Origin of the sequence: Undibacterium hunanense (genome assembly GCF_014284335.1) — a bacterium.
GTDB lineage: Bacteria > Pseudomonadota > Gammaproteobacteria > Burkholderiales > Burkholderiaceae_D > Undibacterium > Undibacterium hunanense.
This window is the reverse complement of the sequence record NZ_JACOGF010000018.1, coordinates 77521-97262: the sequence shown is the minus strand read 5'-3', so window position 1 is coordinate 97262 and position 19742 is coordinate 77521. Positions and strand designations below refer to the sequence as shown.

At 48.9% G+C, this 19742-nt stretch carries 34 protein-coding genes; 33 read left to right on the top strand and 1 reads right to left on the bottom strand.

From position 1 onward, the window contains the following. The 33 genes from H8L32_RS24990 to H8L32_RS24830 form a co-directional block, all read left to right on the top strand. The coding region (locus tag H8L32_RS24990; protein WP_456243415.1) for an EF-Tu C-terminal domain-related protein at positions 1-260 on the top strand (260 nt) is incomplete at its 5' end. A 132-nt stretch (positions 261-392) separates the two neighbouring features. Then, on the top strand, positions 393-710 hold the full coding sequence (rpsJ, locus tag H8L32_RS24985; RefSeq protein ID WP_110255911.1) for a 30S ribosomal protein S10: 318 nt from the start codon (positions 393-395) through the stop codon (positions 708-710). A gap of 222 nt (positions 711-932) precedes the next feature. Continuing rightward, positions 933-1589, top strand: a complete 657-nt coding sequence (gene rplC / locus H8L32_RS24980; protein WP_110255912.1) for a 50S ribosomal protein L3 — start codon at positions 933-935, stop codon at positions 1587-1589. Between the two features lie 3 nt (positions 1590-1592). Continuing rightward, complete coding sequence (gene rplD, locus H8L32_RS24975; RefSeq protein WP_186950515.1) at positions 1593-2216, top strand: 50S ribosomal protein L4; 624 nt, start codon at positions 1593-1595, stop codon at positions 2214-2216. Beyond that, positions 2213-2527 (top strand): 50S ribosomal protein L23, encoded by a 315-nt coding sequence (gene rplW / locus H8L32_RS24970; RefSeq protein ID WP_110255914.1) that lies wholly within the window; start codon positions 2213-2215, stop codon positions 2525-2527. Before rplD ends, rplW begins: the two co-directional genes overlap by 4 nt. Before the next feature lie 2 nt (positions 2528-2529). After that, positions 2530-3357 (top strand): 50S ribosomal protein L2, encoded by an 828-nt coding sequence (rplB, locus tag H8L32_RS24965; protein WP_186950513.1) that lies wholly within the window; start codon positions 2530-2532, stop codon positions 3355-3357. 10 nt (positions 3358-3367) lie between these two features. Beyond that, positions 3368-3643 carry a 30S ribosomal protein S19 gene (gene rpsS, locus H8L32_RS24960; protein ID WP_110255916.1) on the top strand — a complete coding sequence of 92 codons (276 nt, stop codon included), beginning with the start codon at positions 3368-3370 and terminating at the stop codon, positions 3641-3643. Between the two features lie 6 nt (positions 3644-3649). Then, positions 3650-3982 (top strand): 50S ribosomal protein L22, encoded by a 333-nt coding sequence (rplV, locus tag H8L32_RS24955; RefSeq protein WP_174244915.1) that lies wholly within the window; start codon positions 3650-3652, stop codon positions 3980-3982. Between the two features lie 9 nt (positions 3983-3991). Next, complete coding sequence (rpsC, locus tag H8L32_RS24950) at positions 3992-4825, top strand: 30S ribosomal protein S3 (protein WP_186950511.1); 834 nt, start codon at positions 3992-3994, stop codon at positions 4823-4825. A gap of 2 nt (positions 4826-4827) precedes the next feature. Further along, entirely contained in the window at positions 4828-5247 is a 420-nt protein-coding gene (gene rplP / locus H8L32_RS24945) for a 50S ribosomal protein L16 (RefSeq protein ID WP_110255918.1), read from the top strand. A 12-nt stretch (positions 5248-5259) separates the two neighbouring features. Then, complete coding sequence (gene rpmC, locus H8L32_RS24940) at positions 5260-5451, top strand: 50S ribosomal protein L29 (protein ID WP_110255919.1); 192 nt, start codon at positions 5260-5262, stop codon at positions 5449-5451. Beyond that, positions 5451-5723 (top strand): 30S ribosomal protein S17, encoded by a 273-nt coding sequence (gene rpsQ, locus H8L32_RS24935; protein WP_186950509.1) that lies wholly within the window; start codon positions 5451-5453, stop codon positions 5721-5723. The genes rpmC and rpsQ overlap by 1 nt, the downstream gene beginning before the upstream one ends. Positions 5724-5962: 239 nt before the next feature. Further along, entirely contained in the window at positions 5963-6331 is a 369-nt protein-coding gene (gene rplN / locus H8L32_RS24930) for a 50S ribosomal protein L14 (RefSeq protein WP_006464924.1), read from the top strand. A gap of 9 nt (positions 6332-6340) precedes the next feature. Beyond that, a complete protein-coding gene (rplX, locus tag H8L32_RS24925) occupies positions 6341-6655 on the top strand; it encodes a 50S ribosomal protein L24 (protein WP_186950507.1) in 315 nt (104 codons plus the stop codon). 4 nt (positions 6656-6659) lie between these two features. Beyond that, positions 6660-7199, top strand: coding sequence for a 50S ribosomal protein L5 (rplE, locus tag H8L32_RS24920; protein ID WP_186950505.1), 540 nt, complete (start codon positions 6660-6662; stop codon positions 7197-7199). 7 nt (positions 7200-7206) lie between these two features. Continuing rightward, positions 7207-7512 (top strand): 30S ribosomal protein S14, encoded by a 306-nt coding sequence (gene rpsN / locus H8L32_RS24915; protein WP_110255923.1) that lies wholly within the window; start codon positions 7207-7209, stop codon positions 7510-7512. Between the two features lie 14 nt (positions 7513-7526). Next, positions 7527-7922, top strand: a complete 396-nt coding sequence (rpsH, locus tag H8L32_RS24910; RefSeq protein ID WP_162039557.1) for a 30S ribosomal protein S8 — start codon at positions 7527-7529, stop codon at positions 7920-7922. Between the two features lie 10 nt (positions 7923-7932). Further along, on the top strand, positions 7933-8466 hold the full coding sequence (rplF, locus tag H8L32_RS24905; RefSeq protein ID WP_110255925.1) for a 50S ribosomal protein L6: 534 nt from the start codon (positions 7933-7935) through the stop codon (positions 8464-8466). Positions 8467-8478: 12 nt separating this feature from the next. Beyond that, positions 8479-8841 (top strand): 50S ribosomal protein L18, encoded by a 363-nt coding sequence (rplR, locus tag H8L32_RS24900; protein WP_110255926.1) that lies wholly within the window; start codon positions 8479-8481, stop codon positions 8839-8841. 12 nt (positions 8842-8853) lie between these two features. Beyond that, complete coding sequence (rpsE, locus tag H8L32_RS24895) at positions 8854-9372, top strand: 30S ribosomal protein S5 (RefSeq protein ID WP_110255927.1); 519 nt, start codon at positions 8854-8856, stop codon at positions 9370-9372. Positions 9373-9382: 10 nt separating this feature from the next. Continuing rightward, positions 9383-9562, top strand: a complete 180-nt coding sequence (rpmD, locus tag H8L32_RS24890) for a 50S ribosomal protein L30 (protein WP_162039560.1) — start codon at positions 9383-9385, stop codon at positions 9560-9562. A 28-nt stretch (positions 9563-9590) separates the two neighbouring features. Beyond that, complete coding sequence (gene rplO / locus H8L32_RS24885) at positions 9591-10022, top strand: 50S ribosomal protein L15 (protein ID WP_186950503.1); 432 nt, start codon at positions 9591-9593, stop codon at positions 10020-10022. 25 nt (positions 10023-10047) lie between these two features. Further along, entirely contained in the window at positions 10048-11382 is a 1335-nt protein-coding gene (gene secY / locus H8L32_RS24880) for a preprotein translocase subunit SecY (RefSeq protein WP_186950501.1), read from the top strand. Positions 11383-11405: 23 nt separating this feature from the next. Continuing rightward, entirely contained in the window at positions 11406-11624 is a 219-nt protein-coding gene (infA, locus tag H8L32_RS24875) for a translation initiation factor IF-1 (protein WP_005663428.1), read from the top strand. A 33-nt stretch (positions 11625-11657) separates the two neighbouring features. Beyond that, positions 11658-11771 carry a 50S ribosomal protein L36 gene (gene rpmJ, locus H8L32_RS24870; RefSeq protein ID WP_014004415.1) on the top strand — a complete coding sequence of 38 codons (114 nt, stop codon included), beginning with the start codon at positions 11658-11660 and terminating at the stop codon, positions 11769-11771. A 27-nt stretch (positions 11772-11798) separates the two neighbouring features. Then, positions 11799-12164, top strand: a complete 366-nt coding sequence (rpsM, locus tag H8L32_RS24865; RefSeq protein ID WP_186950499.1) for a 30S ribosomal protein S13 — start codon at positions 11799-11801, stop codon at positions 12162-12164. A 31-nt stretch (positions 12165-12195) separates the two neighbouring features. After that, complete coding sequence (gene rpsK / locus H8L32_RS24860; RefSeq protein ID WP_110255932.1) at positions 12196-12600, top strand: 30S ribosomal protein S11; 405 nt, start codon at positions 12196-12198, stop codon at positions 12598-12600. Positions 12601-12851: 251 nt separating this feature from the next. Continuing rightward, positions 12852-13475, top strand: coding sequence for a 30S ribosomal protein S4 (gene rpsD / locus H8L32_RS24855; protein WP_186950497.1), 624 nt, complete (start codon positions 12852-12854; stop codon positions 13473-13475). 104 nt (positions 13476-13579) lie between these two features. Further along, a complete protein-coding gene (locus H8L32_RS24850) occupies positions 13580-14557 on the top strand; it encodes a DNA-directed RNA polymerase subunit alpha (protein ID WP_110255934.1) in 978 nt (325 codons plus the stop codon). 124 nt (positions 14558-14681) lie between these two features. Next, entirely contained in the window at positions 14682-15077 is a 396-nt protein-coding gene (gene rplQ, locus H8L32_RS24845; protein ID WP_110255935.1) for a 50S ribosomal protein L17, read from the top strand. A gap of 200 nt (positions 15078-15277) precedes the next feature. Then, positions 15278-15661 (top strand): divalent-cation tolerance protein CutA, encoded by a 384-nt coding sequence (cutA, locus tag H8L32_RS24840; protein ID WP_329605227.1) that lies wholly within the window; start codon positions 15278-15280, stop codon positions 15659-15661. After that, complete coding sequence (dsbD, locus tag H8L32_RS24835; RefSeq protein WP_186950488.1) at positions 15658-17433, top strand: protein-disulfide reductase DsbD; 1776 nt, start codon at positions 15658-15660, stop codon at positions 17431-17433. The genes cutA and dsbD overlap by 4 nt, the downstream gene beginning before the upstream one ends. Positions 17434-17554: 121 nt before the next feature. Beyond that, entirely contained in the window at positions 17555-18193 is a 639-nt protein-coding gene (locus H8L32_RS24830; protein ID WP_186950486.1) for a peroxiredoxin, read from the top strand. A gap of 84 nt (positions 18194-18277) precedes the next feature. Here H8L32_RS24830 and sbcB read toward each other — a convergent pair whose 3' ends face one another. Beyond that, the gene (gene sbcB, locus H8L32_RS24825; RefSeq protein ID WP_186950485.1) at positions 18278-19714 is read right to left on the bottom strand and encodes an exodeoxyribonuclease I; all 1437 of its coding nucleotides are present in this window, start codon (positions 19712-19714) and stop codon (positions 18278-18280) included. Positions 19715-19742: the final 28 nt, after the last annotated feature.

Below are 19742 nucleotides of genomic sequence, written 5' to 3'. Positions count from 1 at the left end.
TCTATGTTCTGTCCAAAGATGAAGGTGGCCGTCATACACCATTCTTCAACAACTACCGTCCACAGTTCTATTTCCGTACAACGGACGTAACTGGTTCGATCGAGTTGCCGAAAGACAAAGAAATGGTCATGCCAGGTGATAACGTATCTATCACTGTTAAATTGATCAACCCGATCGCGATGGAAGAAGGCTTGCGCTTCGCTATCCGTGAAGGTGGCCGTACTGTTGGTGCTGGCGTTGTTGCTAAAATCATCGAGTAATATCTGCCGTAATTTGTAGTATACTAGCTGGCTGTCGTATTCAATTTGATGCGGCAGCCAGTGTAGTTTTCGCTCTTTATTCAATATGCCACCGGTTCTGCCGTTAGTGGCTCGCTCTTTACAGGAATGAACATGTCCACACAAAATCAAAAAATCCGTATCCGTCTGAAGGCTTTCGATTACAAACTGATCGATCAGTCCGCTCTGGAAATCGTAGAAACAGCCAAGCGCACTGGCGCTGTTGTTAAAGGCCCGGTTCCTTTGCCTACACGTATCCAGCGTTTCGACGTACTGCGTTCCCCGCACGTGAACAAAACTTCCCGTGATCAATTCGAAATCCGTACTCACCAGCGTTTGATGGACATCGTTGACCCAACTGACAAAACAGTTGATGCATTGATGAAGCTCGATCTGCCAGCTGGCGTTGACGTAGAAATCAAATTGCAATAATCCTAATTGGCCGGGAAATACGGATGCAAATTTGTATTTCCAGATAAATACTGAAAATTCGACATACCACAATTTTTCGAAAATTCAAATAAATAGTCTTGTAAATAAAAAATTCGCAGGCTATAATCGAAGGCTTAGATGTAGGTCAGCATTTGCTGGCCTATTCGTTTAAGTTTTTTAAACATCAGCCTCACCCAATCGTAGGTGAGAATGGAGAAAACAATGAGCTTGGGCCTAGTTGGTCGCAAGGTTGGTATGATGCGCATCTTCACAGATGACGGGGATTCAATTCCGGTTACTGTTTTGGACGTATCCAACAACCGCGTGACGCAAGTCAAAACTCCTGAAACAGACGGTTACTCCGCTGTTCAGGTAACTTTCGGTCAGCGCCGTGCATCCCGCGTAACAAAAGCGGCTGCCGGTCACCTCGCAAAAGCAGGTGTTGAAGCTGGTACTGTATTAAAAGAATTCCGTATTGATGCTGCTAAAGCTGCTGAATTGAAAGCAGGCGATGTTGTGCCTGTTGGTATGTTCGAAGCTGGTCAAAAAGTGGATGTGCAAGGCGTAACGATTGGTAAAGGCTATGCCGGTACTATCAAACGTCACCATTTCTCTTCTGGTCGTGCAACTCACGGTAACTCCCGTTCGCATAATGTACCTGGTTCTATCGGTATGGCGCAGGATCCAGGTCGTGTATTCCCTGGTAAGCGCATGACTGGTCATCTGGGTGATGCAACTCGCACTGTGCAAAATCTGGAAATCGCTCGCGTTGATGCAGAGCGTCAGTTGTTGCTGGTGAAGGGTGCCGTGCCGGGTGCAAAAAATGGTCAGGTGATTGTATCTCCTGCTGTTAAAGTTAAAGCCAAGAAGGGAGCCTAATCCATGGAACTGAAGCTCCTAAACGAACAAGGTCAAGCAGCGTCGAATGTAGCCGCTCCTGATACTATCTTTGGTCGTGACTACAATGAAGCCTTGATCCATCAAGTCGTCGTTGCATTCCAAGCCAATGCTCGTAGCGGTAATCGCAAACAAAAAGATCGTGAAGAAGTCCATCACACAACCAAGAAGCCTTGGCGTCAAAAAGGTACTGGTCGTGCACGTGCTGGTATGTCTTCTTCTCCATTGTGGCGTGGCGGTGGTCGTATATTCCCGAACTCGCCTGATGAGAACTTCTCTCACAAAGTTAACAAAAAGATGTATCGCGCAGGTATCTGCTCGATTCTGTCTCAGTTGGCTCGTGAAGGTCGTTTGAATGTGGTCGACAATGTTGCTGTTGATGCACCTAAGACAAAACTGTTGTCCGAAAAACTGAAAGCAATGGGTTGCCTGGATTCCGTCCTGATCATCACTGACGAATTCAATGAAAACCTGATGTTGGCAGCGCGTAACCTGGCAAACGTATTGGTTGTTGAGCCACGTTATGCTGATCCAGTTTCTTTGGTGTTCTACAAGAAAGTGTTGATCACCAAGCCAGCACTGGCAAAGATTGAGGAGATGCTGGCATGAGCGCACAAGTCAAAATTAGCGAAGAACGCCTGATGAAGGTGTTGCTGGCTCCTGTGATTTCTGAAAAAGCAACTATGGTTGCTGAAAAGAATGAGCAAGTGGTTTTCCTGGTTATGCCAGATGCAACCAAGCCAGAAATCAAAGCTGCCGTCGAATTGCTGTTCAAAGTACAAGTTGAATCTGTACAGGTAGCAAATCGCCAAGGTAAACAAAAACGTACCGGTAAATTTAATGGCCGCCGCAATCATACAAGACGCGCTTTTGTATGCTTGAAGCCAGGTCAGGAAATTAACTTCACTGAGGGGGCATAAGCATGGCACTCGTTAAGATGAAGCCAACCTCACCAGGTCGTCGTGGTATGGTGAAGGTAGTGACAGAAGGCCTGTACAAAGGTCGTCCGTTCGCTGCTTTGTTGGAAAAGAAATCAAAAACTGCTGGCCGTAATAACAACGGTCACATCACTACCCGTCATATCGGTGGTGGCCACAAGCAGCATTATCGTCTGGTTGACTTCAAACGCAACAAAGATGGTATCCCTGCAAAAGTAGAGCGTATTGAATACGATCCTAACCGTACAGCACACATTGCTTTGTTGTGCTACGCGGATGGTGAACGTGCATACATCATCGCTCCTAAAGGCATGGCAGCTGGTGATCAGGTCATGAACGGTTCGCAAGCACCGATCAAATCTGGTAACTGTTTGCCTATCCGTAATATCCCGGTCGGTACAACTATGCATTGCGTAGAAATGCTGCCAGGTAAAGGTGCTCAGATCGCACGTACAGCTGGTGCTGGCGTTGTGCTGATGGCACGCGAAGGTACTTACGCTCAGGTTCGTCTGCGCTCCGGTGAAGTTCGTCGTATTCATATCGAATGCCGCGCAACAATCGGTGAAGTAGGCAACGGTGAGCATAACCTGCGCAAAATCGGTAAAGCTGGTGCGATGCGTTGGCGTGGTGTTCGTCCTACCGTTCGCGGTGTGGTCATGAACCCGGTCGATCACCCGCACGGTGGTGGTGAAGGTAAAACTGCAGCCGGCCGTCACCCAGTATCACCATGGGGTCAGCAAACCAAGGGTAAGAAGACACGTCGCAACAAGCGTACTACTTCGATGATCGTCTCACGCCGTGGTAAGAAATAAGGGATAAAACATGACACGTTCATTGAAAAAAGGGCCGTTTTGCGACGCCCACCTGGTGAAGAAAGTCGAAACCGCGCAAGCGACTAAAGACAAAAAGCCAATCAAGACCTGGTCCCGTCGTTCGACAATTATGCCGGACTTCATCGGTTTGACCATTGCGGTTCATAACGGTAAGCAACACGTACCAGTTTATGTTTCCGAAAACATGGTTGGTCACAAGCTCGGCGAATTCGCGCTGACCCGTACGTTCAAGGGTCACGCTGCCGATAAAAAGGCTAAGAGATAAGGACCGATGATGGAAACTAAAGCAAATTTGCGCGGTGTGCGTCTGTCTGAGCAAAAAGGTCGCCTGGTGGCTGACCTGATTCGCGGTAAAAAAGTAGATCAGGCATTGAATATCCTGGCATTCAGCCCTAAAAAAGGTGCTGCGATCATCAAGAAAGTGTTGGAGTCTGCAATTGCAAACGCCGAGCACAATGATGGCGCGGACATCGATGAGCTGAAAGTAAAGACTATCTATGTCGAAAAAGGTGCGATTCTGAAGCGCTTCACAGCACGCGCTAAGGGTCGTGGTGATCGTATCTCTAAACAATCCTGTCACATTTATGTGACCGTTGGTAACTAAGGAGTCACGATGGGACAGAAGATACATCCAACCGGGTTTCGTTTGGCAGTAACACGTAACTGGTCTTCTCGCTGGTATGCTGGCAATGGTAACTTTGCCAGCATGCTCATCGAAGATCTGAAGGTACGTGAATACCTGAAGAAGAAACTGAAAAACGCGTCTGTAGGCCGCATCGTTATCGAGCGCCCTGCCAAAAACGCACGCATTACTATTTACAGCTCCCGTCCAGGCGTTGTAATCGGTAAAAAAGGCGAAGACATTGAAGTATTGAAAGCTGACTTGTCGAAATTGATGGGCGTGCCAGTTCACGTCAACATCGAAGAAATTCGCAAGCCAGAAATCGATGCACAATTGATCGCTGATTCTATCGCTCAACAGCTGGAAAAACGCATCATGTTCCGCCGCGCCATGAAACGTGCGATGCAGAATGCAATGCGCCTGGGTGCTCAAGGTATCAAGATCATGTCTGGTGGTCGTTTGAACGGTATCGAAATCGCACGTAAAGAATGGTATCGCGAAGGCCGTGTGCCTCTGCATACTTTGCGCGCTGACATCGACTACGGCTTCGGCGAAGCATCCACAACTTACGGCATCATTGGCGTAAAAGTATGGGTGTACAAAGGCGATCGTTTGGCAAATGGCGATGCGCCTGTTATCGAAGCGACTCCGGAAGACGACAAAAAACGTCGTGGCCCACGTCGTGATGATGGCAAGCCAAATAGCCGTCCACGCGCCAAGCGTCCAGAAGGACAAACACCGACGACCGGCGCAGCAGCCCCGGCAGCCAAGCGCGTACGCGCAAAAGCTGACGCTGCAGCACCGGCTGAGAAAGCAGGAGAATAATCATGCTGCAACCAGCACGCAGAAAATATCGTAAGGAACAGAAAGGCCGTAACAAGGGTATCTCGCATACTCGTGGTACAGCAGTTTCCTTCGGTGAGTTTGGCTTGAAGGCAGTTGGTCGTGGTCGTATCACAGCGCGTCAGATTGAAGCTGCGCGTCGTGCAATGACACGTCACATTAAACGCGGTGGCCGTATCTGGATCCGCATTTTCCCGGACAAGCCAATTTCCCAGAAACCAGCGGAAGTCCGTATGGGTAATGGTAAAGGTAATCCTGAGTACTACGTTGCCGAGATTCAACCAGGCAAAATGTTGTACGAAATGGATGGTGTCGATGAGACGCTGGCACGCGAAGCGTTCCGCTTGGCTGCAGCTAAATTGCCGCTGTTGACTACGTTCGTCGTCCGTCAAGTCGGCCAATAATAGGAGTTGTAAATGAAAGTATCTGAACTCCAAGGTAAGGATCAGGCGGCTTTGACCAAAGAACTGAATGAATTGCTGAAGGCACAATTCAGCCTGCGTATGCAAATCGCTACGCAACAGCTGACTAACACTTCTCAATTGAAGAAAGTTCGTCGTGACATCGCACGTGTGAAAACCGTCATGAACCAGAAGGATGCCAAATAATGAACGATCAAGTTAAAGTCGCACTGACGCGCACATTGATTGGCAAGGTTGTCTCTGACAAGATGAACAAGACTGTAACAGTACTTGTTGAACGTCACGTCAAACATCCTTTGTATGGCAAAATCATTGTTCGTACTGCAAAGTACCATGCACACAGTGAAGACAACCAGGCAAAGACAGGCGACACCGTTGAAATTCAAGAAGGTCGTCCTATCTCCAAGACTAAAGCTTGGACAGTGACACGTGTGATTCAAGTCGCACAAGTAGTATAAATTTATTGCACAAATCGTTTTTTGGTGTAATAATGATGGGCTGTCATTTGCAAAGTAAGCGAATGGCAGCCTAAATGTCTTTCGCAACGCCCTCCTGTTGTGAAAGTGGTTAAAAAATCGTCCACCTAATCAGTTGGCTCGTGCATTGTAGGTTATGTAGGGGTTAGCTGGCAGGACCAAGACTGACTACAAATTTGCATAGTGCAAGTTGTGTGGATTAAGTTGGGAAAGAGAACATTATGATTCAAACAGAAAGCCGGCTGGAAGTGGCTGACAATACTGGTGCGCGCGAAGTTTTGTGCATTAAAGTGTTGGGCGGTTCCAAGCGTCGTTATGCGGGTATTGGTGACGTAATCAAAGTCACTGTTAAGTCTGCTGCTCCGCGCGGTCGTGTAAAAAAAGGTGAAATTTACAACGCCGTTGTCGTGAGGACAGCTAAGGGTGTTCGTCGTCAAGATGGCTCGTTGGTCAAATTTGATGGCAATGCTGCAGTATTGTTGAATGCAAAGCTTGAGCCTATCGGTACTCGTATTTTCGGCCCAGTAACACGCGAACTGCGTACTGAGCGCTTCATGAAAATCGTGTCCCTGGCTCCTGAAGTGCTGTAAGGGGTTGTGATGAACAAAATTCGTAAAAACGACGAAGTCATCGTCTTGACGGGTAAAGACAAAGGTAAGCGCGGTCAGGTGCAAACATGCATCGATAGCGATTACGTTGTTGTTGCTGGTGTTAATGTGGCCAAGAAGGCAGTTAAACCAAACCCAATGACTGGCGCAGTTGGTGGCATCGTGGATAAAGTGATGCCGATTCATGTGTCGAATGTTGCATTGTTTAATGCAGCGTCTGGCAAAGCAGACCGTGTAGGCTTCAAGGTAGTGGATGGCAAGAAAGTCCGTATCTACAAGTCGACTGGCGAAGTTGTGAAGGCATAACATCATGGCCCGTCTACAAGCTATATATAAAGATAAAATCGTTGGTGAATTGACTGAAAAGTACGCTTACAAGTCAATCATGGAAGTCCCACGTATCTTGAAAATCACCCTGAACATGGGTTTGTCTGAAGCAATTGCTGACAAAAAGATTATCGAGCATGCGGTTGGTGATCTCACCAAGATTGCTGGTCAAAAACCAGTAGTTACCAAAGCTCGCAAAGCGATCGCTGGTTTTAAAATCCGTGAAGGTTATCCAATTGGTTGTATGGTGACTTTGCGTGGCGCTCAGATGTATGAATTCCTGGACCGTTTCATCACTGTGGCTCTGCCACGTGTACGTGACTTCCGTGGCGTTTCTGGTCGTGCGTTTGATGGTCGTGGTAACTACAATATCGGTGTCAAGGAACAGATCATTTTCCCTGAAATCGAATACGACAAGATCGACGCGTTGCGTGGTATGAATATCAGTATCACTACGACAGCAAAGACCGACGACGAAGCGAAAGCGCTCCTCGCCGCATTTAAATTTCCGTTCAGAAACTGAGGTCGCCATGGCAAAATTGGCACTGATTAATCGTGAGCAAAAGCGTGCAGACCTGGTGAAGAAATTCGCTGGCAAGCGCGCCGAATTGAAGGCCATCATTGATGACCAATCAAAGACTGAAGAAGAGCAATATGCTGCTCGTCTGAAGTTGCAGGCTTTGCCACGTAACTCCAATCCGACCCGTCAGCGTAACCGCTGCGCTTTGACAGGTCGCCCACGTGGCACATTCCGTAAGTTTGGTTTGGGCCGTATTAAACTCCGTGAAGTCGCCATGCGTGGTGAAATCCCGGGTATGACTAAAGCCAGCTGGTAATAGGAGAATAAGCAATGAGTATGAGCGATCCTATCGCCGATATGCTGACCCGCATCCGTAACGCACAAGTTGTTCAAAAAACTGTCGTCGCGATGCCGTCTTCCAAAGTAAAGATCGCAATTGCGAACGTACTTAAAGACGAAGGTTACATTGAAGATTTCGCAGTTTCTGAAACTGCAGGTAAGTCCGAATTAAAAATCGGCTTGAAATATTACGCAGGACGTCCTGTTATTGAACGCTTGGAACGTGTTTCACGTCCAGGTCTCCGTATTTACAAAGGTAAAGACGAGATCCCAAGTGTCATGAACGGTTTGGGAGTGGCGATCGTTTCCACACCAAAAGGCGTTATGACTGACCGCAAAGCGCGCGCAACCGGTGTCGGTGGCGAAGTGATTTGCTACGTCGCCTAAGGAGTGAAAGATGTCTCGAGTAGGTAAGATGCCAATCGCTTTGCCGGCAGGTGCTGAAGTCACCATTTCGACAGAGCAGATTACAATTAAAGGCCCACAGGGCGTACTGTCCCAGGCATTGAATGGCTTGGTCACAGTTGCGAACGACAATGGTACTTTAAGTTTTTCCCCAGCTAATGATGGTCGTGAAGCCAATGCGATGAGCGGTACCCTGCGTGCCCTGGTCAACAATATGGTTAACGGCGTCACCAAAGGTTTCGAAAAGAAACTGAACCTGGTCGGCGTTGGTTACAAAGCGCAAGCTCAAGGCGACAAATTGAATTTGTCTCTTGGTTTCTCGCACCCTGTTGTTCACGCAATGCCAGCTGGCGTTACATGCGCAACACCAACACCAACTGAAATCCTGATCAAAGGGATTGATAAGCAAAAAGTTGGTCAGGTCGCTGCTGAAGTTCGTGCATACCGCAGTCCAGAGCCTTATAAAGGCAAAGGCGTTCGCTATGCGGACGAAGTGGTTGTGATTAAAGAAACCAAGAAGAAGTAATAGGGGTTGACGATGGACAAGAAACAATCACGTCTGCGCCGCGCACGTCAAACCCGTGCCAAGATCGCAGAACTCAAAGTGAACCGCCTGGCCGTGCATCGCACAAACCTGCACATCTATGCAAACATCATTGGCCCAGACGCCAAAGTGTTGGCATCGGCTTCTACCGTAGAGGCAGAAGTACGTGCAGAGTTGGCTGGCAAGTCTGGTGCGGGTGGCAATGCTGCTGCAGCGAGCTTGATCGGCAAACGTGTTGCAGAGAAGGCAATCAAAGCAGGGGTTACCGAAGTAGCGTTTGACCGCTCCGGTTTCCGTTACCACGGTCGCGTCAAGGCGCTTGCAGAAGCAGCCCGTGAAGCTGGCTTGAAGTTCTAAGGAAAATTTGTCATGGCAAAAATGCAAGCAAAAACAGCAGCCGACAAGCCGGATGATGGCATGCGCGAAAAAATGATCGCGATCAACCGCGTGACCAAAGTGGTCAAGGGTGGTCGTATCATGGGTTTCGCAGCGCTGACAGTCGTTGGTGACGGCGATGGCCGTATCGGTATGGGCAAAGGGAAATCGAAAGAAGTTCCAGTTGCTGTACAAAAAGCGATGGAAGAAGCACGTCGCAAGATGATTAAAGTGACTTTGAAGAACGGTACTCTGCAACACACCGTTACTGGCAAGCACGGCGCATCTTCCGTCATGATTTCTCCGGCAAAAGAAGGTACTGGCGTTATCGCTGGTGGTCCAATGCGCGCGATTTTTGAAGTAATGGGTATTGTGAACGTCGTGGCGAAATCCAACGGTTCCACTAACCCTTACAACATGGTTCGTGCAACTTTGAATGGTTTGGCCAAGATGAGTACTCCATCTGAAATCGCTGCAAAGCGTGGCAAAACTGTTGAAGAAATTCTCGGTTAAGGAGCACCTCATGTCTAAGACAGTAAAAGTGCAATTGGTTAAAGGTTTGATCGGCACACGCCAGGATCACCGTGCAACTGTACGTGGCCTGGGTCTGCGTCGCGTCAATTCAGTTTCTGAATTGGAAGACACACCAGCAGTACGTGGCATGATCAATAAAGTCTCGTATCTTGTGAAGGTTGTATCGTAAGCCGTCAGGTTTGCGATCGGAGCAAATTATGGAATTGAATACAATCCAGCCAGCAGATGGCGCAAAACACTACAAACGTCGTGTTGGTCGCGGTATCGGCTCAGGCTTAGGTAAAACAGCGGGTCGTGGCCATAAAGGTCAAAAGTCCCGTTCCGGCGGTTTTCATAAAGTCGGTTTTGAAGGCGGTCAGATGCCTCTGCAACGTCGTTTGCCAAAACGTGGTTTCAAATCACTGGCAACACCGTACAAAGCAGAAGTTCGCCTGACAGATCTGGAAAACCTGCCAGTGACAGACATCGACGTTTTGGCTTTGAAACAAGCCGGCGTAGTTTCTGAGCTTGCACGTGTAGTCCGTGTGATCTTGTCTGGTGCCATCACCAAAAAAGTTTCTTTGAACGGTTTGATCGTCACTAAAGGCGCTAAAGCTGCAATCGAAGCTGCTGGCGGCACAATCGCTTAATTTAAGCAGACAACCGGAGCATTAATTGGCAACATCTCCACAACAAAAAAGTGCGGCAAGCGGGTTCCCATGGGGTCGACTCTGGTTCTTGTTGGCGGCACTGGTTGTCTACAGGATCGGTGCACATGTTCCTGTACCTGGCATTGATGCAAATGTGCTAGCTGAAATGTTTAAACAAAACCAGGGCGGTATTCTGGGTATGTTTAATATGTTTTCAGGCGGTGCGCTGCAGCGCTTTGCAATTTTTGCGCTCGGTATCACCCCGTATATTTCGGCGTCGATCATCATGCAATTGATGTCGATCGTCTCTCCGCAACTGGAAGCCCTCAAAAAAGAAGGCGAATCCGGTCGTAGAAAGATTACCCAATATACGCGTTATGGCACTTTGTTGCTGGCAACTGTGCAAGCCTATTTTATTGCATTCGGTCTGGAAGGTCAGGCTAATCTGGTGATAGATCCGGGTCTCGCTTTCCGTTTTACGACGGTAGTGTCCCTGGTGACAGGTACGATGTTTCTGATGTGGCTCGGTGAACAAATCACTGAACGCGGTCTGGGAAATGGTATCTCCATCATCATTTTCTCTGGCATTGCAGCAGGTTTGCCTGGTGGTTTGAGTAATCTGTTTGAATTGGTACGCAGCGGTCAGATAGGGAATTTCTCTGCACTGGTTATCTGTGTTCTGGTTCCTGCAGTAACGTTTGCGGTGGTGTATGTCGAGCGTGGTCAACGCAAGATTCTGGTGAATTACGCCAAGCGTCAAGTGGGTAATAAAGTGTATGGCGGGCAAAGCAGTCATTTGCCGCTGAAGTTGAATATGGCAGGTGTGATTCCTCCGATTTTCGCTTCTTCCATCATTTTGTTCCCGGCGACGATCACCAGCTGGTTTACCAAGGGTGCTGAATCCTCAACGAGTGGTGTAGTTACCTTCTTGAAAGATTTGGCTGCGTCGATGGCGCCAGGTGAACCGATACACGCTTTGTTGTATGCAGTAGCGATCATTTTCTTCTGCTTTTTCTATACCGCTTTGGTATTCAATAGCAAGGAAACCGCTGATAACTTGAAGAAAAGTGGTGCGTTTGTTCCGGGGATTCGTCCTGGTGACCAGACCGCCCGCTACATCGACAAGATTTTGATGCGCTTGACGCTGGCTGGTGCGATTTATATTACGCTGGTTTGTCTGTTGCCAGAATTTTTGGTTGCGAAGTGGAAAGTACCATTTTATTTCGGCGGAACGTCTCTGCTGATTATCGTGGTGGTGACCATGGACTTTATGGCGCAGGTACAGAACTATGTGATGTCCCAGCAATATGAATCTCTTCTTCGTAAAGCAAATTTCAAGGGCGGGATTCCTTCACGGTAATCGCCCAGGGGACAGCAGATCGAATGGCAAAAGACGACGTTATACAGATGCAGGGCGAGATTCTGGAGAATCTTCCGAATGCAACATTTCGAGTTAAGTTGGAAAACGGGCATGTTGTACTTGGCCATATTTCCGGGAAGATGCGAATGAACTATATTCGCATTCTTCCAGGTGATAAGGTGACAGTGGAATTGACGCCTTATGATTTGAGCCGGGCGCGAATAGTGTTCCGTACCAAGTAAATTTAAAATGAACTAGAAGGAAAGAGGGCAAAAATGAAAGTTCTCGCATCAGTTAAGCGGATCTGCCGCAACTGCAAAATCATCAAGCGCAAGGGTGTTGTTCGTGTTATTTGCACAGAACCACGCCATAAGCAGCGCCAAGGTTAATTAACGTTATTGAACGAGGAATAACGAATGGCACGTATCGCAGGGGTTAATATCCCAAATCATCAGCATACCGTAATCGGCTTGACAGCTATCTATGGTATTGGCCGTCCACGCGCACAGAAAATCTGTGACGCAACAGGTGTTTTGACCAATAAAAAGGTTAAAGATCTGGATGACAACGAACTCGAGAAGCTTCGCGACGAAATCGGTAAATTTATCGTCGAAGGCGACTTGCGTCGTGAACTGTCCATGAACATCAAACGCTTGATGGACTTGGGTTGCTACCGTGGTCTCCGTCATCGTAAAGGCTTGCCTTGCCGTGGCCAACGTACCCGCACTAATGCGCGTACTCGTAAGGGTCCACGTAAAGCAGCGCAATCTTTGAAGAAATAATCCAGGCTAGCCCGGATCCAAGGAAAACATTATGGCAAAAGCTCAAAATAACGCTGCAGCAGCACGTGCGCGTAAGAAAGTTAAAAAGAACGTTGCAGAAGGTATTGCTCACGTTCACGCTTCTTTCAACAACACCATCATCACGATCACTGATCGTCAAGGCAATGCGTTGTCTTGGGCAACTGCCGGTGGTGCTGGTTTTAAAGGCTCACGTAAATCTACTCCGTTTGCAGCGCAGGTCGCAGCAGAAGCAGCAGGTAAAGTGGCCGTTGAATGCGGTATCAAAAATCTGGAAGTTCGTATCAAAGGCCCAGGCCCAGGTCGCGAATCTTCAGTACGCGCCTTGAACAATCTGGGTATCAAGATTTCCCTGATTCAAGACGTTACTCCAGTCCCACATAACGGCTGCCGCCCTCCAAAGCGTCGTCGTATCTAAGTTGGAGCGCTAAGCTGCTTATTATTTAAGCATCTTAGGCAAGCAGATTCATTCTCTGCTGGCATTCTTACGGAATCTCCGTTAGAATGCAGACCCGCCATTTCGTTGGCGGGTTTTGTGTTGTGGAAATTCTGGAGCACAAAAAAAATTAATCAAAGACACCGTCTTTGGTGTTAAGACCACCGTCTGGTTGCAGGCAGATCAGACTAGCGTAGTGTAGAAAACATTACGTCATTTACAAGGAAAATATCGTGGCACGTTATATCGGACCAAAAGCAAAACTTTCCCGTCGCGAAGGCACGGACCTGTTCTTGAAGAGCGCACGTCGCTCCCTGGACTCCAAATGCAAACTGGACGCAAAACCAGGTCAACATGGTCGCACTTCTGGTGCTCGTACCTCTGACTTCGGTAACCAATTGCGCGAAAAGCAAAAAGTTAAACGTATGTATGGCGTGTTGGAACGTCAGTTCCGTCGCTACTTCGCTGAAGCTGATCGTCAAAAAGGCAACACAGGCGAAACACTGTTGAAATTGCTGGAATCCCGTCTGGACAACGTTGCTTACCGTATGGGCTTCGGTTCCACACGCGCTGAAGCACGTCAGCTGGTAAGCCACAAAGCATTCACAGTCAACGGTATCGTTGTCAACATCGCTTCTTACCAGGTTAAAGCTGGTGACGTGATCGCTGTTCGTGAAAAAGCTAAAAAACAAGTTCGTATCGCTGAAGCACTGTCCCTGGCAGAACAATCCGGCATGCCTACATGGGTAGCTGTTGATGCGAAGAAACTGGAAGGTACTTTCAAGTCCATGCCAGATCGTAGCGATATCGCTCACGATGTCAACGAATCCCTGATCGTTGAATTGTATTCTCGTTAATATTCAAGTTTCACCGCCTGCCTGTTTAGCGACAGGCAGGCTTTTTTCTTTAATGCCGTCAGCCTTATCGGTGTAACGAACCGAGGGTATTGAAAAGGACATTCATGCAAAACAATCTGTTAAAACCACGTATTATCGATGTGGAAATGTTGGGTGCCGGTCACGCTAAAGTCGTGATGGAACCGTTTGAACGTGGCTATGGCCACACACTGGGCAACGCACTGCGTCGCGTTCTGTTGTCCACTATGGTTGGTTATGCGCCGACTGAAGTTGTGATCGCTGGTGTAGTTCATGAATATTCATCCCTCGATGGCGTGCAAGAAGACGTCGTTGACATCCTGTTGAACTTGAAAGGCGTCGTATTCAAGTTGCATAACCGTGATGAAGTCACGCTGACATTGAAAAAAGATGGCGAAGGCGCTGTACTGGCTTCCGACATCGATCTGCCGCATGACGTAGAACTGATCAACCCGGATCACGTTATTGCCAATCTGACAGCCGGCGGTAAGCTGGACATGCAGATCAAGGTAGAAAAAGGCCGTGGCTATGTGCCAGGTAACGTTCGTCGCTTGTCTGAAGATGCGAACAAAACCATCGGTCGTATGATACTGGATGCGTCTTTCTCTCCAGTACGCCGTGTTTCTTACGCTGTGGAATCTGCCCGCGTTGAACAACGTACTGATCTGGATAAGCTGGTTATCAATATTGAGACCAATGGCGTTATCTCTCCTGAAGAAGCAATCCGTCAATCTGCCCGCGTGCTGGTTGATCAATTGAATGTCTTCGCTGCCCTGGAAGGTACTGAAGCCGCTGCTGAAGCCCCATCCCGCGCACCTGCAGTTGACCCTGTCCTGTTGCGTCCAGTCGATGATCTGGAACTGACAGTACGTTCAGCCAACTGCCTGAAAGCAGAAAACATTTACTACATTGGTGATCTGATCCAGCGTAGCGAAAATGAACTATTGAAGACACCAAATCTGGGTCGCAAGTCCTTGAACGAAATCAAGGAAGTTCTGGCGTCCCGTGGTTTGTCTTTGGGCATGAAACTGGAAAACTGGCCACCAGCTGGCCTGGAAAAGTAATTTTGTCCTGACGGGTGGGCTGAGACAGCCTGCCCGTTTTTTAACCGTAGTAAAAATAATTACCGGCCCGCGATAAGCTTTTTATCGATAGAAGAGCTGGCATTTAAATCTGAAAGGAAATACCATGCGTCATCGTCACGGCTTACGTAAGCTGAATCGTACTTCTTCCCACCGTCTGGCAATGCTGCGCAACATGACAGTATCCCTGTTGCGTCACGAAGCCATCAAAACAACTTTGCCAAAAGCCAAAGAACTGCGCCGCGTTATCGAGCCGATTCTGACTTTGGGTAAAACAGACACACTGGCTAACAAGCGTCTGGCTTTCTCCCGTTTGCGCGACCGCGAAATGGTAGTCAAGCTGTTTGCTGAACTGGGCCCACGTTACGCAAATCGTAACGGCGGCTACCTGCGCATCCTGAAAATGGGTTTCCGCGTCGGCGACAATGCTCCTATGGCATACGTTGAACTGCTGGACCGTCCAGAAGGCGTAGATGCAGCTGATGCACCAGTTGCTGAGTAATCTCCAGTAATTGATGTCAAGTAATTAGTCTTAAGTAATGCAGGCCGGTGCCAGCAATGTCCCGGTCTAAAAAAGCCGTTCAGTTTATACTGAACGGCTTTTTGCTTTTGTGTCTGCCAGTTTATTCTCCGCATTGTGTAATGCAAAAAGGGTCTGTGACGACCAATAACTGTCTACCTGGCAGATATGAGTAAATGCTGATGGCAGGCATAGCTCGTCTTGGTAAGCAGAGTAAAATTTTTAGTAGAGACCCTATGGACACGCAAGACTTCATACTGGTGTTGACCAATGTGCCCGACCGTGAAACCGGAAAGCGGATGGCCAGTCAGATCGTTGCCCAGAAATTGGCAGCCTGCGTGAACATTTCCTCTGATATATTGTCCATCTACAACTGGGATGGTCAGCCGCAGGCAGAAATCGAAGTCCAGTTAATGATCAAGACGACGCAGGCCCGTTATGCGCAGCTGGAAGAATTGATTACAAGCATCCACCCTTACGAATTACCTGAAATCATTGCCATTCCCCTGGTGGCCGGGCTGCCGGCTTATATGGGGTGGGTGAAAAAAGAAACTGAAACGCCATGAACTCATACCTGCTACCGCGATCTGCTCTCCGTTTTGACCTGTTTGCCCTGATATTTGCTCTAATATTCGCGCTCTTATTGACGCCCTATGCAAAGGCGGACGACTTCCTTGATCCGGAAGAGGCATTCAAGGTGTCAGCCAAAATGGTGGAGCCAGGCATGGCCGAAGTCACATTCACGATTGCGGATGGCTACTACCTGTATCGTGAACGCTTCAAGTTCACTTCTGACGATGCCAAGCTTGGCGATGCGCAACTGCCAAAAGGCAAGGTCAAGTTTGATGAAACCTTTCAGAAAGAAGTGGAGACCTACCGTAAATCCCTGGTGGTCCGCGTGCCAGTACTGTCAACAGGTGATTTCACGCTGAAAGTAGGGCGTCAGGGCTGCGCTGACCAGGGCCTGTGTTATCCGCCTATGGAAACCCCGCTCAAACTGCAGGCAATCGTCGGCAGTACTGCGCTTGCAAGCGAGCCAAGCACCATCAAGCTGGGCGAACCAACTAGCGATGATGAAACCAGCAGCATCAGTACAGCCCTGAAAAGCGGCAAACTGAGCCTGATTTTGCCATTGTTCATGCTGCTTGGACTGGGCTTGGCGTTCACGCCCTGCGTTCTGCCCATGGTACCGATTCTGTCTTCCATCATTATCGGTGAAGGTGCCGGCATTCAACGCCACCGCGGCTTCCTGTTATCCCTCAGTTACTCACTGGGCATGGCTCTGGTCTATACCGCTCTTGGTATCGCTGCCGGCCTTGTAGGTGAAGGCCTGGCCGCTACCTTGCAGAATCCCTGGGTCTTGTCGGCATTTGCCTTGTTGATGGTCATTCTTTCGCTATCCATGTTTGGCTTCTACCAGCTTCAGGTGCCGGCTGCCTTGCAAACAAAACTGACCATGGCATCAGAAGGGCAGCGTAACGGCAAGCTGTTCGGTGTTTTTTTCATGGGAGCCATTTCAGCCCTGATCGTTGGTCCCTGCGTTGCAGCGCCACTGGCTGGTGCACTGGTGTATATCAGTCAGACCCGTGATGTGGTGGTCGGCGGCGCCGCCCTGTTTGCCATGGCCATGGGTATGAGCGTGCCCTTGTTGCTGGTCGGCTTGTCTGCTGGCAGTCTGTTGCCACGTGCTGGCATGTGGATGGAGAGCATCAAGCGTTTCTTCGGCGTGTTGATGCTGGCCATGGCCTTGTGGATGATCAGCCCGGTGATTCCGGTCTGGGTACAGATGACAGCCTGGGCGATATTGCTGATCGCGTATGCCGTGCATCAATTGTTTTTCCATCGTGGCGGCATGGGGTCGAAAGTGCTGGCTGCTGTGTTCATGTTGTTGGGTGTCGTGCAACTGGTCGGCGTGACTACTGGTGGGCGCGATGTGTTCTCCCCGCTTGCGCATTTGTTCGGTAGCCAGGTGCATGGCGTCAGTTTCACCCGCGTGCGCAGCGTTGCCGAGCTGGACGCGGCTCTGGCGCAATCCAAAGGCAAAACTGCCATGCTCGATTTTTATGCTGACTGGTGCGTATCCTGTAAGGAAATGGAAAAACTGACCTTTATCGACCCCAAAGTCAAAGCCAGACTCGACACCATGCTCTTGATACAGGTGGACGTGACTGCCAATAATGCAGATGACAAAGCCCTGTTGAAACGTTTCAACCTGTTCGGGCCTCCAGGCATTATTTTCTTTGATGGACAAGGTGCAGAAGTGCAGGGCAAGCGCGTGATCGGCTACCAGAATGCAGAGAAATTTCTTGCGTCATTGCAACGCGCAGAAGGCAAGTAAACAAACAGCCCAAATTACCGTACATATTCAGGGATAAGTATAAGCATTCAACAAAACTATCCTTGATTCGTGATGGCAGTGGGGCTATATTCGGACTCTCGTTTCCTTTTTGGAGAAAATAATGACTTTGCGTTTAGGCGACATCGCCCCTGATTTCGAGCAAGATTCCTCAATCGGGACATTGAAATTTCATGAATGGGCAGGCAATTCCTGGGTTGTTCTGTTTTCACATCCGGCTGATTTCACACCAGTCTGCACGACCGAATTAGGCCTGACGGCAAAACTCAAACCTGAATTTGACAAACGTAACGTCAAAGCGATTGCCTTGTCGGTGGATGCTGCCGAATCCCATGTGAAATGGATCAAGGATATTGAGGATACGCAAAACACCGTAGTCGGTTTTCCTATCGTTGCCGATGCCGACAAGAAAGTTGCTGCGCTGTATGACATGATCCACCCGAATCAGTCCGAGACAGTTACGGTACGCTCTTTGTTCATCATCGATCCAAACAAAAAAGTCCGCCTGATCATTACCTATCCTTTGACCACAGGTCGTAATTTTGATGAAGTCCTGCGCGTACTTGATGCACTGCAACTGACAGACGGTTATACCGTTGCCACACCAGGTAACTGGCGTGATGGTGATGACGTCATCATTCCTTTGTCAATCAAGGATGAAGAAGTCATCAAGCAAAAATATCCTAAGGGCTATACCGCACCACGTCCTTATCTGCGTATCACACCGCAGCCAAACAAATAAGCCGTGTAAGTCATATCGGCGTATTTGCGAAAAAAAGCCACGATATTTTTCGTGGCTTTTTGATTTTTGCAGAACAGATTTGAATTAACGCGATGGCACGATCATTTCGGCATAATCATATAAAGCTCCCAGAATTTCTTCCGCAGTTTCATCAGCTGTTTCTGACAAGCTATCGATCTCGTTGAAATACATTTCTACTGTTCTGGCATTGCCTGCACCTTCCAGCAGACGTGCTGCACGGTGCTCTTCCCAGGTTTCCTGTTCTTCCATGCTCAGGCTGTCGTAAAAATTGCGGGCACGGTAGCGGAACAGTAATTCAGTCAGGCGCGAGTCTTGAAATGAAGTGCTGGCTTTTGCCAGTTGCGCCGGTTTCATGCGACGCAACTCATTCAGCAGGCGACGGTCACCACTGCCTACGAAGCCACCATACAAGTCTTCATCCACGTCGGCTGCTGCGGCTTCAGGTCGTGCATAAACCTGTTCCCATACGGCAGCAATTGACGGCGTCAGTGCGGCTGCTTTTTCTGCATGCTGAAGCATGAGTGGCATGTCGATACGCCATTTTTCTGCCATGCCTGCTGACAGGGTTTTCAGATTGCCGATGACGGTAGGTGACTTGTTGATGTGGATGCTTTTGACCGGCAATCGTTGCATCCCTTCAGGCAGCGCATCCGTTTTGCTGAACATGCGCAACTGTATGGTGGCAACATCCAGTCCTGCCAATTCGGACGGATCAAATGCCAGATCCCAGGCGATGACTTCATTCTTGTTTTTCGGATGCATGGCCAATGGCCACATCACTGCCAGACAACCACGGTCGGTCGGAAACATGCCCGATACGTGCAGGAAGGGCTTGTCCAGCAAGGGCATGCCGATTTCTGCCGCAGCCCTGTCCTTCTTATGCAGGGCAAAACAGAAATCGAATAATTTCGGCTGGCGATCACGTATCAGGCGGGCCATGGCGATGGTTGCCTGCACGTCTGACAAGGCATCATGTGCAGATTCATGCGCTATGCCATTGGCTGCGGTTAACAGCTCAAGCCGGAAGCTGGGCTTGCCTTCATCATTCAGTGGCCAGTTGATGCCTTCCGGGCGCAGCGCATAACAGGTGCGCACCATGTCCATGATATCCCAGCGACCGCAATTGTTTTGCCACTCGCGTGCATAGGGGTCTATCAGGTTGCGCCAGAACATGAAGCGGGTAATTTCATCATCAAAGCGGATCGTGTTGTAACCCACGCCTATGGTGCCGGTCTTGCTTAGTTCCTGTTCTATCCGGGCAGCAAATTCGTGTTCTGGTATGCCGCGTTCCAGGCAGGTCTGTGGCGTGATATGGGTAATCAGGCAAGACTGTGGATCGGGTAAAAAATCATTCGCCGGCTGGCAATACATCATGACAGGTTCGCCGATTTCATTCAGTTCTGCGTCGGTGCGTATGGCAGCAAACTGGGCCGGGCGGTCACGGCGGGCAACTGCGCCAAATGTCTCATAGTCGTGCCATAGGAAAGTATGTTCTTGCATGCTGTCTTGTTTCTATAGGTAGATTCGT

Excerpts from the sequence above, each read along its gene's own strand:
- sbcB (WP_186950485.1), bottom strand. The coding sequence starts at position 19,714 with ATGCAAGAACATACTTTCCTATGGCACGACTATGAGACATTTGGCGCA.
- rpsH (WP_162039557.1), top strand. The coding sequence starts at position 7,527 with ATGAGTATGAGCGATCCTATCGCCGATATGCTGACCCGCATCCGTAAC.
- H8L32_RS24830 (WP_186950486.1), top strand. The coding sequence starts at position 17,555 with ATGACTTTGCGTTTAGGCGACATCGCCCCTGATTTCGAGCAAGATTCC.
- rplF (WP_110255925.1), top strand. The coding sequence starts at position 7,933 with ATGTCTCGAGTAGGTAAGATGCCAATCGCTTTGCCGGCAGGTGCTGAA.
- rplC (WP_110255912.1), top strand. The coding sequence starts at position 933 with ATGAGCTTGGGCCTAGTTGGTCGCAAGGTTGGTATGATGCGCATCTTC.
- rpsE (WP_110255927.1), top strand. The coding sequence starts at position 8,854 with ATGGCAAAAATGCAAGCAAAAACAGCAGCCGACAAGCCGGATGATGGC.
- rpsM (WP_186950499.1), top strand. The coding sequence starts at position 11,799 with ATGGCACGTATCGCAGGGGTTAATATCCCAAATCATCAGCATACCGTA.
- rplX (WP_186950507.1), top strand. The coding sequence starts at position 6,341 with ATGAACAAAATTCGTAAAAACGACGAAGTCATCGTCTTGACGGGTAAA.
- rplN (WP_006464924.1), top strand. The coding sequence starts at position 5,963 with ATGATTCAAACAGAAAGCCGGCTGGAAGTGGCTGACAATACTGGTGCG.
- rpmJ (WP_014004415.1), top strand. The coding sequence starts at position 11,658 with ATGAAAGTTCTCGCATCAGTTAAGCGGATCTGCCGCAACTGCAAAATC.
- rplE (WP_186950505.1), top strand. The coding sequence starts at position 6,660 with ATGGCCCGTCTACAAGCTATATATAAAGATAAAATCGTTGGTGAATTG.
- cutA (WP_329605227.1), top strand. The coding sequence starts at position 15,278 with ATGGCAGGCATAGCTCGTCTTGGTAAGCAGAGTAAAATTTTTAGTAGA.
- rplD (WP_186950515.1), top strand. The coding sequence starts at position 1,593 with ATGGAACTGAAGCTCCTAAACGAACAAGGTCAAGCAGCGTCGAATGTA.
- rpsN (WP_110255923.1), top strand. The coding sequence starts at position 7,207 with ATGGCAAAATTGGCACTGATTAATCGTGAGCAAAAGCGTGCAGACCTG.
- rpsK (WP_110255932.1), top strand. The coding sequence starts at position 12,196 with ATGGCAAAAGCTCAAAATAACGCTGCAGCAGCACGTGCGCGTAAGAAA.
- rpsC (WP_186950511.1), top strand. The coding sequence starts at position 3,992 with ATGGGACAGAAGATACATCCAACCGGGTTTCGTTTGGCAGTAACACGT.
- H8L32_RS24850 (WP_110255934.1), top strand. The coding sequence starts at position 13,580 with ATGCAAAACAATCTGTTAAAACCACGTATTATCGATGTGGAAATGTTG.
- rplB (WP_186950513.1), top strand. The coding sequence starts at position 2,530 with ATGGCACTCGTTAAGATGAAGCCAACCTCACCAGGTCGTCGTGGTATG.
- rplP (WP_110255918.1), top strand. The coding sequence starts at position 4,828 with ATGCTGCAACCAGCACGCAGAAAATATCGTAAGGAACAGAAAGGCCGT.
- rpmD (WP_162039560.1), top strand. The coding sequence starts at position 9,383 with ATGTCTAAGACAGTAAAAGTGCAATTGGTTAAAGGTTTGATCGGCACA.
- rplQ (WP_110255935.1), top strand. The coding sequence starts at position 14,682 with ATGCGTCATCGTCACGGCTTACGTAAGCTGAATCGTACTTCTTCCCAC.
- rplO (WP_186950503.1), top strand. The coding sequence starts at position 9,591 with ATGGAATTGAATACAATCCAGCCAGCAGATGGCGCAAAACACTACAAA.
- rpsJ (WP_110255911.1), top strand. The coding sequence starts at position 393 with ATGTCCACACAAAATCAAAAAATCCGTATCCGTCTGAAGGCTTTCGAT.
- infA (WP_005663428.1), top strand. The coding sequence starts at position 11,406 with ATGGCAAAAGACGACGTTATACAGATGCAGGGCGAGATTCTGGAGAAT.
- rplR (WP_110255926.1), top strand. The coding sequence starts at position 8,479 with ATGGACAAGAAACAATCACGTCTGCGCCGCGCACGTCAAACCCGTGCC.
- rpmC (WP_110255919.1), top strand. The coding sequence starts at position 5,260 with ATGAAAGTATCTGAACTCCAAGGTAAGGATCAGGCGGCTTTGACCAAA.
- rplW (WP_110255914.1), top strand. The coding sequence starts at position 2,213 with ATGAGCGCACAAGTCAAAATTAGCGAAGAACGCCTGATGAAGGTGTTG.
- rpsS (WP_110255916.1), top strand. The coding sequence starts at position 3,368 with ATGACACGTTCATTGAAAAAAGGGCCGTTTTGCGACGCCCACCTGGTG.
- dsbD (WP_186950488.1), top strand. The coding sequence starts at position 15,658 with ATGAACTCATACCTGCTACCGCGATCTGCTCTCCGTTTTGACCTGTTT.
- rpsQ (WP_186950509.1), top strand. The coding sequence starts at position 5,451 with ATGAACGATCAAGTTAAAGTCGCACTGACGCGCACATTGATTGGCAAG.
- rplV (WP_174244915.1), top strand. The coding sequence starts at position 3,650 with ATGATGGAAACTAAAGCAAATTTGCGCGGTGTGCGTCTGTCTGAGCAA.